Source organism: Erwinia sp. HR93 (genome assembly GCF_034555055.1).
In the GTDB taxonomy this organism is placed as follows: Bacteria; Pseudomonadota; Gammaproteobacteria; order Enterobacterales; family Enterobacteriaceae; genus Apirhabdus; species Apirhabdus apintestini.
The window spans coordinates 311,494-325,934 of record NZ_JAXUDP010000001.1; the positions used below are offsets into that span (position 1 = coordinate 311,494).

Below are 14,441 nucleotides of genomic sequence, written 5' to 3' on the forward strand. Positions count from 1 at the left end.
GGCCTTCATTTGGGCCAGCCCACCGCGACGCGTGCGCGGGCAAACGCTACGATTCAACGCTTCGGTTGTTTACTCATCATGATATATACCGGCCTTCATCTGGGTCAGCGAGGCGTGCGCGGGCAAACGCTACGATTCATCACTTCAGTTGTTTACTCATCATGATATATATACCGACCTTCATTTTGGCCAGCCCGCAGCGACGCGTGCGCATAGCGGGTGCCACGCATCTCCGACGATTCAACGCATCCGCATCCATTAGCGGATTTATTCTCTACGCTTCTCCTTCTCAATAAGCGCTCCAATCTCAATAATGCGATCGGCGCTAGCGATAGTAGACGGCCTGTGCGCAACAATAATTCGCGTCACGTTAAGACTGGCAATCGCGGCGTTAATGCGAGACTCATTGCCCAAATCCAAGTGACTGGTAGCTTCGTCCATAAATAAAATATGCGGCTGCCGATAAAGCGCCCGAGCGATTAATAAGCGCTGACGCTGACCGCCGGACACACTGCTGCCCAGCTCGCTCAATAGGGTTTGATATCCCATTGGCATGCGGGCTATTTCTTCATCAATGCAGCTTAATTTCGCACACTCAACAACGCGCGCTCTGTCCAGCGCCTCATCAAAGCCTGCAATATTTTCCTCAATGGATCCGGCAAACAGTTTGTCATCCTGTAGTACACAGGCAATGCGCGCCCGGTAACCTTCTACGCCCGCTTTATAAATATCCACGCCGTCAGCCATAATCTGGCCGCGCTCTGGCTCCACTAAACCCGCCAGGATTTTCATCAGCGTCGTTTTCCCGCAGCCAGAAGCCCCCGTTAACGCCACGCACTCACCTGCGGCCACGTTAATATCGAGTTTATCGAATACCGGCTCAGAGAGTTTATCGTAACGAAAGCGTAACCCACGCGCGCTCAGGGCGACGGGCTGCCCTCCAGCAGGCGTTGGCAGTGTTTCGCCGGCTGGCTCCGCATCTTCATCGGCAATATCCGCCACCCTCTCGATGTGCAGATTAAGCATACGCAGCTGCAGTACGGTATTGGTTAAATCCGCTACCCGCATTGAAAACTCACCGCGATAAGCATTAAACGCGACAAACATGCCCAGCGATAAATGCCCGTCGATGACCATGCCAGCACCGAGCCATAGAATAGCCACCTGGTCGAGCGTCGCTATCAGCGTACTGGCGCCGCTAAATGCCATATCGAAGCGGCTGATGCGGATACCGCTGTTAATTGCATCCACCTTTAATGTTAACCACTGCATTCCACGCAGATGGGACAGGCTCAGCGCCTTAATCGTCGCCATTCCGTGCAGCGTTTCCATAAAATGCGAGCTTGCACGGGCCTCATTCACAATCTGCTCTTCGGCGATTTGTCGATAGTGAGGCCACGTCAGCAGCCGCATGGCCACATAAATAACCATGAAAGCCACCACCACCCATACCAGCCAGCCGCCGTAAAAGATCATCATCGCTAACACACCCAGTGCGACAACGCTATCAATAACAAGGCTGGTTAGCTGGGTGGTTAATACATTACGGATGGTACTCAGCGACGTGAATCGCGACTGGATATCGCCCAGTCTGCGCTTTTCAAACCAGGTATAGGGAAGGCGCAGCAGGTGAGAGAACAGGCGTTCATGCCATTGAATATCAATCATCGCATTCGCGGCAAGTGTTACCCAACTACGGCAGAAACCTGAAAAGGTACGCAGTAAAATAAACGCCAATAGCCCACAGCAAATGAGCGTCAATAGCGGCCTGTCTCGCGCGATAATCACATGATCCATGATGAGCTGCGTTCCCACCGGCAATAATAAGTTAATCCCTTCAATCAACAGGGATAGCGCGAGCAATTTGGCTAAAAAGCCGCGAAATCCGGTAATGTTTTTAAGTAATCCTCGCAGCCGAAAGGTGCGCGACATCTTCTGGCGCGTAAAATCCTCACCCGGCCATAATTCAAGAGCAACGCCGGTAAAATGCCGGGAAACCGTCGATAAACTTAGCGTCCGCTCACCCATCGCGGGGTCCTGAATGGTGATCGAACGTTTACCCGCCCGCAATAGCACCACAAAATGGCATAAATCCCAGTGTAAAATGCACGGTGTTTTGAGCTGGGGGAGTTCTTCAAGCTCCAGGCGCAGGGGGCGGCAGCGCAAATTCATCGCCGTCGCAATCGACATAAGTTGCTTAAGATTCACGCCCTGCGTTGAAAGCCCAAACCGCCGACGCAGAGAGGTCATATCAATTTGCTGGCGATAATAGCCGGAAATCATCGCAAGGCAGGCAAGCCCACATTCAGAAACCTCTGACTGAATAATTTGCGGAACCTTCCGGCGCCAGCGAAGCGCCAGCCGAGATACTAGAGCGGCAGGGTTATTCATGGACGTGCTCCGCAACGCTATCCTGTATCTTATACAGCGGAGAGAACATCCACTGGTATAAAGGGCGTCTCTCAAGGAAGAAAACGGCAGACGTTTTCATTCCACCGGTAATATACAGTTTGTGTGCCTGAAAGAACGGCTTTGCCCGCGCGAATTTGACAACGGTTTTATAGTACGCCGCCACGTGCGACGACTCGCCATTCACCGGACTATTTTTATAGTTTGCCAGTTCCTGAAGCGACGCCGGAACAGTGGAAACGGAAATGATTTCGCCCGAAAATTGACCATATTTTTCATAGGGAAAAGACTCAAAGCGTACGTTAACGCGATCGCCATTTTTCACAAACGGGCGAGCGCGATCCGGCAGCCAAAATACTGAATACACTGCCTGCTCACTGTTATTCGCTACCTGGGCAAGCGTATCGCCGCTTTTAACCATTTGCCCTTCTGTTACTACCAGGCTTTCTACCTGCCCGGCCATAGGCGATAACACTAGAAAACGGTCTTTGATCTCAGCCTCAGCCAGTTCGCGCTGCAAATTTTCATGTTGCGCTTCAGCTTTTAGAATTTGCTCATCAAACTCTGCAGATTTTATTTCTAAATCGCTGCGTAAATTAACGAGTTGAAGCACATTACTCAAATTCTGGAAATATAAATTACTATAAGTACTTTTTTGCTGCTGATACATATAACGCTGGTTATTCAATTGATCTTTCGTAATTAAATGCGATCGGCTATATTGTTGATACTCATTAAGCGCACGCTGCATCTCTTTCGTTAATGTCAAAGAGTCTGTCATCATAATCTTTGACTGCTTAAGCGCATCATTATATGTTCCAATCTGTTGCTGAATATTATTCAGTATGCTTTCTCTGTTCTTCTTCAGCGCCCGAATTATTTTGTCACTTTTTACTAACTGCAGCCTAACGCTGGCTATTTTTTTCTTATTAACATCACCAAATTGCGTCACCTGTGAAGCCGATATTTGATACAAAGGTGTATCTTTATCAACCCGCTGGCCGACGTCCACAAAGCGCTGCTCTACAATACCTGGCGCACCTGCAAAAATATCAACAGGATGAGGATAAATGATGACTTCCCCACCAACATTAATACGCCGCGTATAGTGCCCAAATGTTATTAGAGAGATAAAGAGAGTTAAGAGCGTTATAACAGTAAGAGCGACAATAAAGGCAGGCATGCGCGAAAAAAGCGTCACACTCCCCGTCCAGCTATTGCGATTGTTATCGACGGCTTCCTGGCGAAAAAGTGAATTTTGCTGGTGGCTCATGAAGGAATTTTTTATTCTATCAGCGGAAAATCAATATATCAAAAAAACCGTGGCCACGGTGACAGCCACGGAAAAGAAAAATACGGAACAAAGAAAAAGAGAGATTAACCTTTTTTGGAAGAACCAGAGAACATATTAGTGTATTGATTCAGAATATCAGCAACTTTATTAAATGCAGAGCCTACGGCTGAAAGCAAATTATTCAATGCGTCAGTAAAATCATCACACGGAGTTGAAGCTGCCGCGCCTGATGATTTAGGGGATAGAATTGAGCTGAGGAAACCAGCGCCAGATACCTGTTCAACTTCATTACTGTTTAAGCTTCGCATGAATCGTCTTCCTTAATCGAATAAATATAAGAAACTAAACTGTAGTGGCTAATAAGATACTCTTTATTATTCTCTCAGGCCTTAGTCTCGCCTCATATTTCCTTATCAATCATCATTTACTATCATCATATTTATTATTACACCCTTTGATTTCTACTTTGCTATACCCTCAATAGAAAACACATCGATTTCAACTAACATCCTATTCTACAAGGGTATATTTATTGCCTCTGCTCTGACACAGAAAAAAATGAATAGTAGATATTGGCACGTTCATAAGATGCCTTTAACCTAGTCCTGCGAATAAATTAGCATCAGGCATCGCGAATAATAGAGGACCGCGGTCAGGATGCAGAAACAGAATATTAGGGTATAAATTTTATCCCAAAGACAAGGTTATCTGTTCGAAAGGGAGATCACAGCGTTTGCGAGTCCAAATATCTGTACTAACAGATGGCAGTGGCTATATATAAATAAAAAAGGCGTCTGGGACGCCTTTTTTATTATTTTACCACTCGCAGCGCGGGTCGCTTCCCACGAGCAGGAGGCGGAGTATCATCCGGATCGTCATCGCCTTCTGGTTTATCAGGGCAATCACCATCAATAACCGACATCATGCTGCGATTAACCTCCGGTGACGGAGATGCCGCGTTGTCCTCCAATTTGGCATCATCTGATGGCTCATAGCCGTCATACGCTGGCTCGGCCTCAAACATTGTGCCCGCACCGTTTTCACGTGCATAAATCGCCAGCACGGCGGCCATTGGAACATATACCTGACGAGGCACACCGCCAAAGCGCGCGTTAAAACGCACTTCATCGCTACCTAATTCCAGATTTCCAACCGCTCGCGGCGCGATATTCAGGACAATTTGCCCGTCACGGGCATATTCCATTGGCACATTAACGCCCGCCAGCGTGACATCCACCACCAGATGTGGTGTAAGCTGATTATCGAGCAGCCAGTCATAAAACGCCCGTAGTAAATAAGGGCGACGCGGCGTTAATTGAGCGGTATCCATCAGATACGACCCTGCAAACGCATTTCACGCTCAGGTTCTGTCAGAGACGCAAGGAAAGAATCGCGCTCAAATACGCGAGTCATGTAGCCTTTCAGCTCTTTAGAACCTGCACCATTCAGCTCAATGCCCAATTGCGGTAAACGCCAGAGCAGCGGAGCTAAATAGCAATCCACAAGACTGAATTCATCGCTCAAAAAGTAAGGCTTCTGCGTAAAGACCGGAGCGATTGCCAGCAGCTCCTCACGTAATTGTTTGCGCGCAGCATCGGCTTCCTGAGCGCTACCTTTCTGAATGGCATTCATTAGTGAATACCAGTCTTTTTCGATACGCTGCATATAAAGTCGGCTTTCGCCACGTGCAACCGGATATACCGGCATCAGCGGCGGATGAGGAAAACGTTCATCAAGATATTCCATGATGATGCGGGATTCCCACAGCGTAAGCTCCCGATCGACCAGGGTCGGTACACTCTGATTCGGATTCAGATCGATAAGATCCTGTGGCAGGTTATCCGCTTCGACGTGTTCAATCTCAAAGCTGACGCCTTTCTCGGCCAAAACGATACGTACCTGATGGCTATAGATATCAACAGGACCAGAAAACAGCGTCATTACCGAACGTTTGTTGGCGGCGACAGCCATGGAAACCTCCAGGTATATTCAGAAAAATACTGCTGTCAGCCGCAACCATGGCCGACATGATGAGTCGCCCTTCCCGCTGACGCATGCCCGATGAAGCCTTTGCTTACACCTTGCGTAGCGCCCGCAAATTGGGCAGAAAAGTGGATGCCAGTTTAGCAGATTTTATCCTACTTGTGGTGAGGCGTTTTACGGATTTCACATAATCCGTAAAATGCCATCAGGCCTGCTGCATCGATACGCATAAAAAACCCGGCCTGTAAGCCGGGTTTTCGAAAATTGTATAAAACAATTAACGTTTGGAGAACTGCGGACGACGACGTGCTTTGCGCAGACCCACTTTTTTACGTTCAACCTGACGAGCGTCACGAGTGACGAAGCCAGCTTTACGCAGTTCGGCGCGCAGAGACTCATCGTACTCCATCAGAGCGCGGGTGATCCCATGACGGATAGCCCCTGCCTGACCAGAGATACCACCACCTTTAACGGTGATGTACAGATCCAGTTTTTCAACCATATCAACCAATTCCAGCGGCTGGCGAACGACCATGCGAGCGGTTTCGCGACCGAAGTATTGTTCCAAAGAACGCTGGTTGATAACGATTTTGCCGTTGCCCGGTTTGATAAACACGCGAGCAGCGGAACTTTTGCGGCGACCAGTGCCGTAGTATTGATTTTCAGCCATTGCCTATAATCCCGATTAGATGTCCAGAACTTGCGGTTGCTGTGCCGCGTGGTTGTGCTCATTGCCCGCGTAAACTTTCAGTTTGCGCGCCATTGCACGACCCAGCGGGCCCTTCGGCAGCATGCCTTTAACCGCGATTTCAATTACACGCTCAGGACGGCGGGCAATCATCTCTTCAAAGGTCGCTTCTTTGATACCACCGATGTGGCCAGTGTGGTGGTAGTACACTTTGTCAGAACGCTTTTTACCGGTAACGGTAACTTTTTCTGCATTCAGGACGATGATGTAATCACCAGTATCAACGTGCGGAGTATATTCCGCTTTGTGCTTACCGCGCAGGCGACGAGCCAGTTCGGTAGCCAGACGGCCCAGAGTTTTACCGGTCGCGTCAACAACGTACCAGTCGCGTTTTACGGTTTCTGGTTTAGCTGTAAAAGTTTTCATTAAAAGCTTACCCAAATAAATAGTTACACGTTGGTGAACACCCAAACGCTTAAAATCAGTTGAGGTTCACGCGACATTGTCCAGTAAACCTACCCCCTCGGATATGTTTCACCGGCATACAAAGTTTCGGGAAAAAAACTTCGTTGTAACGTGGGGTCACAGGATTATAGAGAAGTCAGGGGCAAAGGTCGACCCCTTTTTACAGGCAAAAGGGGCAATCTGGAGGAAGGCAGAGTATTTGCTAATTTTGAATATTACGGCCACGCTCGCGCGTTTATCATGGATGATAAACGTATCTAAGGCATATACGACTGGTGTAAATATTCTTCACTTTGCATCTCCTGCAAGCGAGACAGGCAGCGCTGAAACTCAAATGTCAGGCGCTCACCACAGTAAATGTTCAGTAATGGCGCTTCTGCACTGACGATAAGTTTGACGCGGCGCTCATAAAATTCATCAATCAGAGCAATAAACCGCCGCGCCTCGCTTTCATTGCGCGGCCCCATAACGGGAACATGATAAAGCAACACCGTATGGTAATCCCGGGTCAGTGCAACATAGTCAACCTGACTGCGCGCCTGCGCGCATAGCGTATGAAAAGTTACCGCCAGCGTTTGATGAGCGCAGCCGATTGCCAGCAACGGGCGGTGATTAACCTCCAGCGTTTGCTGTTTCTGAGCTTCACCGCCGGTTAGTGACTGCCATAACCGGAGCATTTGCTTTTCTGTCTCATCGCTAAGCGGCGACAACCATAAATGCGCCTGTACAAGCGTGCGTAACCGATAATCAATACCCGCATCGACGTTAATTACATCGCAATGGCGCTTAATAGCGTCAATTGCCGGTAAAAAACGAGCCCGCTGTAGACCATTACGATAAAGCTCATCCGGTGGGATATTCGACGTGGCAACCAGCGTAATTCCGCGCTCGAATAGGGCCTGCATCAGGTTACCTAACAGCATTGCATCCGTGATATCAGAAACAAAAAACTCATCGAAACATATGATATCCGTGCGTGCCTTAAAATCATCTGCCACGCGCAGCAGTGGGTCGCTTTGACCTTCAAGCGCAGCCAGCGCTTCATGTACTTTCATCATAAAGCGATGAAAATGCAGCCGCAGTTTACGTTCGCCGGGAATACTTTCAAAAAAGAGATCCATTAGCCAGGTCTTACCGCGTCCAACGCCGCCCCACATATATAACCCGCGCACGGTTTCTGTAACCCGGGGTTTACCGAGAAACTGCTTAAACCGGGTAAACATCCCTCGGTTTTCAACCGCCCCAGATTGATGCGCGCAAAATTCTCGCCAGATAGCATCCAGTCTGAATATGGTTTCTTGTTGTATGACATCGGGCTGATAGCCGCTCTCGCTCAGAGCCTGCTGATAACGTAATGCGGGAGAAAGGATTTGCATAATAATCGTTTATTTTATGATTGTGATACACAGGTGATGAAAAAAAGCGCGGTCTACATTACGCGATGCGTGCACAGGATTCCACTTCTGCTGAATTAACGGTTATAGTGGCAGCGGGCCGCTTTCTTTCTGCGTATCATTTACGCATTGAAAACAATATTGGCCTCACAGCGTGGGCGCGAACAGCGTGAAAAACCCGCGCCATTAACCCCCTACGGAATCACAAGATAACGGGAGTCGTTCATGACCTGGGAATACGCGATTATTGGGTTAGTCGTCGGTATTATCATCGGCGCCGTCGCGATGCGTTTTGGCAACCGCAAATTGCGCCAACAGCAGGCTCTGCAATACGAACTTGAGCAGAAAAAAACCGAGCTTGAAACATGGCGTGAAGAGTTAGTCAGCCATTTTGCCCGCAGCGCTGAGCTGCTGGATAACATGGCGACGGATTATCGCCAGCTTTATCAGCATATGGCGCAAAGCTCCAGCAGCCTGCTGCCGGAAATGTCAGAGCAAACTAATCCATTCCGTAATCGGCTGGGTGAATCTGAGGCCGGGAACGATCAGGCACCGGTACAAATGCCACGCGATTATTCTGAGAGTGCTTCCGGCCTGTTACGCGCAGACCGCAGCAAACGAAACTAAGAGTGAGCCATTTCGGAGCGCCCGGCGCTCCATTTTTCTCTGGATCCTTTCGCTTCCGGATGGCGCCCCGATGCACCATTGAGCCTTGCCCCGGAATTCAATACTATCTATTCCTTTAATATTTACTTTCACTTTTTTGTTGCGAGAGCCAGCACCGATGAAAAAACCACAACTGCTGTTGAGCGCATTAGCACTGAGCATTGGGCTTACCCTCCCGACGTTTTTTACAGCCAACGCTGCCCTGCCAGCGCAGGTTCCCGGCCAGCCGTCGACTCCAAGTTTGGCTCCAATGCTGGAGAAAGTCCTTCCCGCCGTCGTGAGTATCAAAGTTCAGGGCAGCGCAGCGCAAACACCACGGCTTCCGGAAGAGTTAAAACGATATTTTGGTAACAGGCTGCCGAAGCAACAATCACGGCCTTTTGAAGGGCTGGGTTCCGGGGTCATCATCAATGCTGAGAAAGGCTATGTTCTGACTAATAATCACGTTATTAATCAGGCAGATAAAATCGCCGTACAGCTAGATGATGGGCGTGAATTTACCGCAAAGCTCGTTGGTAGCGATACACAAAGCGACATCGCCTTATTGCAGCTTCAAAATGCCAGTAAATTAACCGAAATAATATTCGCTGACTCAGATAACCTAAAAGTGGGCGATTTTGCCGTCGCCGTGGGTAACCCTTTTGGGCTTGGCCAGACCGCAACCTCCGGGATTATTTCAGCGCTGGGACGCAGCGGCCTGAACATTGAAGGCCTCGAAAACTTTATTCAGACGGATGCCTCGATTAATCGCGGAAACTCAGGCGGTGCGCTGGTGAATTTACGTGGCGAATTAATCGGCATTAATACGGCTATCCTTGCTCCCGGAGGCGGTAATGTCGGTATCGGGTTCGCAATTCCGGGCAATATGGCGCAAGCGTTGGCAAAACAATTAATTCAGTTTGGTGAAATCAAGCGCGGTCTACTCGGCATTAAAGGCACCGAAATGAGCGCCGATATCGCAAAAGCGTTTCATCTGAATACCCAGCGCGGCGCATTCGTCAGCGAAGTCCTCCCTAATTCAGGATCGGCTAAAGCCGGCATTAAGGCAGGGGATATTATTACCTCAATGAACGGCAGGCCGCTAAATAGTTTTGCAGAGCTACGCACGCGCGTCGCTACCACAGAGCCCGGCGCTAAAGTAAGATTGGGGCTACTGCGTAACGGCAAACAGATGGATGTCGAAGTGACGCTGGATAAAAATACCTCATCAGCCGCCAACGCCGAGCTTATTTCTCCGGCGCTACGCGGCGCTAATCTCAGTGACGGTACGCTGAAAGACGGCGTAACGAAGGGTATTCAGGTCAACGATATTGAAAAAGGCAGCCTTGCGGCTCAGTCAGGGCTACAAAAGGGCGACATTATCATTGGAGTAAACCGCGAACGCGTGCGCTCTATCGCGGAGATGCGTAAATTTTTGGCCTCTGAACCGGCCATTATCGCGCTCAATGTGGTACGCGGGACGGGAAATATTTACCTGCTATTGCGATAAAACAAACTTCAACGGGTATCCCGCATGGGATGTCCGTTTAACTCATGTTATCCTTCCTGCGTTTTCCTGTTGGGTTATTGCGCATCCATGTTGCTGAGAATGTTACGTCCCATCTTATTGGGATTAATTGTCGCCATATTGCTGCTGGCGTTTATACCGTCGCTGCGGCAGCATAACCCTTTTCCGGCGCCCAGGCTGGATAGCGCAGACGACGCTCCCGTAAGCTACAACCAGGCCGTGCGACGGGCGGCTCCCGCCGTGGTGAATGTCTACAATCGCAGTGCCAGTGCTTCTTCACATAATCAGCTAGAAATTCGCACCGTCGGCTCTGGCGTTATTATGGATAAGCGCGGTTATATCATCACCAACAAGCACGTTGTAAATAATGCAGATCAGATTATCGTCGCGCTGCAAGATGGGCGAATTTTTGAAGCGCTATTGGTCGGCTCTGACGCGCTTACCGATCTTGCGGTACTAAAAATTAATGCCATTAATTTGCCCGTTATCCCTATTAACGATAGGCGCACGCCGCATATCGGTGATGTCGTAATGGCGATTGGCAATCCCTATAACCTCGGGCAAACCATCACTCAGGGCATAATCAGCGCGACCGGGCGTATCGGCCTGAACCCGACAGGCCGGCAAAGTTTCCTGCAAACCGACGCATCCATCAACCACGGCAATTCCGGCGGAGCGCTGGTCAATTCACTGGGCGAACTGATGGGCATTAATACGCTATCTTTTGATAAAAGTAACGATGGTGAAACTCCGGAAGGCATAAGTTTTGCCATACCAGTGCAACTGGCTAACCGGATTATGGACAAACTCATTCGCGACGGGCGCGTTATTCGCGGTTATATTGGCATAACAGGGCGCCCCTCCTCGCACGGCCCCGCCTCGGGATTAGATCAGATTCAGGGAATTATCGTGAATGACGTCGCGCCTGACGGACCGGCAGCACGGGCGGGGATTCAGCCAAACGATGTTATTACTTCCGTCAACGGTAAACCGGCCATTTCTGCGCTGGAAACGATGGACCAGGTTGCTGAGATTCGCCCCGGTTCCGTGGTTCCCGTCGAAGTTATGCGCGATGAGCGTAAACTTACCTTCCAGGTGACGGTGCAGGAATACCCCGTCACAAACTAAGCGTTTCGCCGCAGTGATTATGCACTTCGGCGGCGCTCCCTAACCTCATATAAGATAAAACGGCCAGGCGGGTGAATAGCGCGCATACGCCGGAGAATTAACGCTTACGCGGAAACGGTAAGTATGCCATTCAGGCTCTGATAATAAAAAGCCGCATGACAAGGCGTATTATTTTTTCCCGAAGCGGGTTAAAAATCACCTTCTGTCGGTTTGATGTTAACCCCAAGTAATATGCCGGTATTGCTAAGCACCGCTACGGAAGTGATATTCCGATACGCAAAAAAAGGAAGGCTGACGCCTTCCCTAATAATTATGGTTAACCGCGGGTTTAATCACTTATTTGACGAAGTCTTCACCCAGCGCAATATCTTTCTTTAGCGTATCCAGCATGCCTTCCAGCGCCTGGTGCTCAAAAGCGCTTAGTGCGCCGATAGCGCGGCGCTCTTCGATACCGTTCTTACCCAATAACAAAGGCTGAGAGAAAAAGCGGGCATATTTGCCATCGCCTTCTACATAAGCGTACTCAACCACATTCGCTTCCCCTTGCAATGCTCGCACAAGCGCCAGACCAAAACGTGCCGCCGCTTGTCCCATTGATAGCGTAGCAGAGCCTCCTCCGGCTTTCGCCTCAACCACTTCCGTTCCCGCGTTCTGGATTCGTTTAGTTAAATCTATCGCTTCCTGTTCACTAAACGTGACGCCCGCAACTTGAGACAGTAAAGGCAAAATCGTCACGCCCGAATGCCCGCCAATAACGGGGACATTAACCTCAGACGCCTGTTTACCTTTCAGTTCGGCAACAAAGGTATTAGAGCGGATGATGTCCAGCGTGGTAATGCCGAACAATTTGTTTTTGTCATACACACCGGCCTTTTTCAGCACTTCTGCAGCAATGGCCACGGTGGTATTTACGGGGTTGGTAATAATGCCAATACAGGCTTTTGGACAGGTTTTTGCAACCTGCTCAATAAGATTTTTTACGATGCCCGCGTTCACATTGAATAAATCAGAGCGATCCATGCCCGGCTTCCGGGCGACGCCTGCAGAGATCAGGACAATATCAGCGTCCTGCAGCGCGGGAGACGCATCTTCGCCGGAAAAACCCTGAATTTTAACATCGGTAGGGATATGACTTAAATCCACCGCCACGCCTGGAGTTACGGGCGCGATATCATAAAGTGAGAGTTCTGAACCTGAAGGCAATTGGGTCTTTAATAAAAGCGCCAGCGCCTGACCAATACCGCCAGCCGCACCGAGGACTGCAACTTTCATCCTAAACTCCTTAATTATAGTTAGCGAAGTTATGCGGGTTTTGCGTAGCGGGCGACCATAATTCAGGATGCCGAAAATTACAATCACTCCATAATTATTATGTAAACATATCCAATAGCTTAGATATGCAATCGCCTCTTTATATTCCGCTCAGTCATGCCGGAGCTACCCGCAATCAATAATGACAGGTAGCTACATTACACCCACACAACCAACCAAACAACATCATTTTGATAACATATATTTTACTTTTAAGGATATTTATATGCTGTGATATAGACATGTTTCTCGATAACAATTTCTGATAGAATTACGCGCTTTTATAAAATAATTTTAAATTTGGCCACAGCATTTAATTTGCATAAAAATTCACTTAAATGCATAGTATTATCCTGCATGACAGCCAGACAGGTGACCATTTATGCGCACTTCTGCTAAACAAGAAGAATTAGTAAAAGCGTTTAAAGCGCTGCTTAAAGAAGAAAAATTCAGCTCTCAGGGCGAGATAGTTCAGGCACTGCAGGAGCAGGGTTTTGAAAATATCAATCAATCAAAAATATCTCGCATGCTCACCAAATTTGGCGCCGTGCGTACACGCAATGCCAAAATGGAGATGGTATATTGCCTTCCGGCTGAATTAGGCGTCCCCACTACCTCAAGTCCCTTAAAAAACCTGGTTTTAGATATCGACTACAACGACGCGGTGGTAGTGATTCACACCAGCCCTGGCGCAGCACAGCTTATCGCTCGCCTTCTTGATTCTTTGGGGAAAGCGGAAGGCATTCTCGGTACGATTGCCGGTGACGATACTATTTTCACCACGCCATCTCGCGGTTTTACAGTGCAACAACTCCACGAAGCTATTCTGGTCCTGTTCGATCAGGAGCTATAAACCTGCAGGACGCTAACACTACTCACCGTCAGACTTATCTTTTTAATCCATTGTTAGCGACCCTGACTCATCTTTACCCAATAATCCCCTATTCCGGTCATGCGCGGGTGCGCCCTGCGCCCACCACCCAATACAACACTATTGAAACCACTCTGACCAGATAAAAGCACCATCATTAATTCCATTAATGGCTTTTAATACCTAAAACAAACGCATAAATAGTTAAATTGACTTATCATATTGATTTAAAAAGCAAACCAATCTCCTTTCACAATAAATACGAATTTTTAATAACTCAATGGAATAAAAAAACCATTTCATTAGCATAAAGTTTCATTGATTATAGTTAGCGTGGTATTAATTTTTACAGTTATTAGTGTATACTCGTTTTCGTGATGAAGGTCACACATCGTGACCCAAAACAAAAGAATTCGACGAGGTGAAATAATGAATACTAAAACTAATATTGTCGCTCTTAGCCTATTATCTATGCTGTCATTTGGCTCTTTCGCAGCTACTTCTATTAATGCCGATCAAGCGCAAGAACGCCAGACAATAGGGACTGTTTCAGTGAGTCAAATAGGTAGCACGCCAATGGATATGAATCAGCAACTGAGCAAAAAAGCGGATGAGCAGGGCGCATCTGCCTATCGAATTATCGAAGCTCGTACGGGCGGGAGCTGGCATGCGACAGCAGAGCTTTATAAATAATGCCGTTTGACCAAATTGGTTTTAGGCACCAG

At 48.4% G+C, this 14,441-nt stretch carries 14 protein-coding genes; 5 read left to right on the forward strand and 9 right to left on the reverse strand.

Annotation, left to right across the window (positions count from 1 at the left end):
* Positions 1 to 267: 267 nt before the first annotated feature.
* The 8 genes from SFA31_RS01475 to zapE form a co-directional block, all read right to left on the reverse strand.
* A complete protein-coding gene (locus SFA31_RS01475; RefSeq protein WP_322836399.1) occupies positions 268 to 2,391 on the reverse strand; it encodes a peptidase domain-containing ABC transporter in 2,124 nt (707 codons plus the stop codon).
* Positions 2,384 to 3,682, reverse strand: coding sequence for an HlyD family secretion protein (locus tag SFA31_RS01480; protein WP_322836400.1), 1,299 nt, complete (start codon positions 3,680 to 3,682; stop codon positions 2,384 to 2,386). The genes SFA31_RS01475 and SFA31_RS01480 overlap by 8 nt, the downstream gene beginning before the upstream one ends.
* A gap of 104 nt (positions 3,683 to 3,786) precedes the next feature.
* The gene (locus SFA31_RS01485; protein WP_322836401.1) at positions 3,787 to 4,011 is read right to left on the reverse strand and encodes a hypothetical protein; all 225 of its coding nucleotides are present in this window, start codon (positions 4,009 to 4,011) and stop codon (positions 3,787 to 3,789) included.
* A 503-nt stretch (positions 4,012 to 4,514) separates the two neighbouring features.
* Positions 4,515 to 5,033 carry a ClpXP protease specificity-enhancing factor gene (gene sspB / locus SFA31_RS01490; RefSeq protein WP_322836402.1) on the reverse strand — a complete coding sequence of 173 codons (519 nt, stop codon included), beginning with the start codon at positions 5,031 to 5,033 and terminating at the stop codon, positions 4,515 to 4,517.
* Positions 5,033 to 5,674, reverse strand: coding sequence for a stringent starvation protein SspA (sspA, locus tag SFA31_RS01495; RefSeq protein ID WP_322836403.1), 642 nt, complete (start codon positions 5,672 to 5,674; stop codon positions 5,033 to 5,035). Before sspA ends, sspB begins: the two co-directional genes overlap by 1 nt.
* Positions 5,675 to 5,963: 289 nt before the next feature.
* The gene (gene rpsI, locus SFA31_RS01500) at positions 5,964 to 6,356 is read right to left on the reverse strand and encodes a 30S ribosomal protein S9 (protein WP_023480836.1); all 393 of its coding nucleotides are present in this window, start codon (positions 6,354 to 6,356) and stop codon (positions 5,964 to 5,966) included.
* 15 nt (positions 6,357 to 6,371) lie between these two features.
* A complete protein-coding gene (rplM, locus tag SFA31_RS01505; protein WP_322836404.1) occupies positions 6,372 to 6,800 on the reverse strand; it encodes a 50S ribosomal protein L13 in 429 nt (142 codons plus the stop codon).
* 296 nt (positions 6,801 to 7,096) lie between these two features.
* Complete coding sequence (gene zapE, locus SFA31_RS01510; RefSeq protein WP_322836405.1) at positions 7,097 to 8,215, reverse strand: cell division protein ZapE; 1,119 nt, start codon at positions 8,213 to 8,215, stop codon at positions 7,097 to 7,099.
* A 243-nt stretch (positions 8,216 to 8,458) separates the two neighbouring features.
* On the opposite strand from zapE, the gene zapG reads away from it, so the two are divergent.
* The 3 genes from zapG to degS all read left to right on the forward strand — a co-directional run bounded on the left by zapG (position 8,459) and on the right by degS (position 11,534).
* The gene (gene zapG / locus SFA31_RS01515) at positions 8,459 to 8,860 is read left to right on the forward strand and encodes a Z-ring associated protein ZapG (protein ID WP_322836406.1); all 402 of its coding nucleotides are present in this window, start codon (positions 8,459 to 8,461) and stop codon (positions 8,858 to 8,860) included.
* Positions 8,861 to 9,017: 157 nt separating this feature from the next.
* On the forward strand, positions 9,018 to 10,388 hold the full coding sequence (gene degQ, locus SFA31_RS01520; RefSeq protein WP_416208311.1) for a serine endoprotease DegQ: 1,371 nt from the start codon (positions 9,018 to 9,020) through the stop codon (positions 10,386 to 10,388).
* 87 nt (positions 10,389 to 10,475) lie between these two features.
* Positions 10,476 to 11,534 (forward strand): outer membrane-stress sensor serine endopeptidase DegS, encoded by a 1,059-nt coding sequence (degS, locus tag SFA31_RS01525; RefSeq protein ID WP_322836407.1) that lies wholly within the window; start codon positions 10,476 to 10,478, stop codon positions 11,532 to 11,534.
* 336 nt (positions 11,535 to 11,870) lie between these two features.
* On the opposite strand, the gene mdh is transcribed toward degS, so the two are convergent.
* Entirely contained in the window at positions 11,871 to 12,806 is a 936-nt protein-coding gene (gene mdh / locus SFA31_RS01530; protein ID WP_322836408.1) for a malate dehydrogenase, read from the reverse strand.
* A 421-nt stretch (positions 12,807 to 13,227) separates the two neighbouring features.
* Here mdh and argR point away from each other — a divergent pair, with 421 nt between their 5' ends.
* Together argR and yhcN are read left to right on the forward strand one after the other, a co-directional pair.
* Entirely contained in the window at positions 13,228 to 13,698 is a 471-nt protein-coding gene (gene argR, locus SFA31_RS01535) for a transcriptional regulator ArgR (protein ID WP_322836409.1), read from the forward strand.
* A gap of 447 nt (positions 13,699 to 14,145) precedes the next feature.
* The gene (gene yhcN, locus SFA31_RS01540) at positions 14,146 to 14,409 is read left to right on the forward strand and encodes a peroxide/acid stress response protein YhcN (RefSeq protein WP_322836410.1); all 264 of its coding nucleotides are present in this window, start codon (positions 14,146 to 14,148) and stop codon (positions 14,407 to 14,409) included.
* The last annotated feature ends 32 nt before the right edge of the window (positions 14,410 to 14,441 follow it).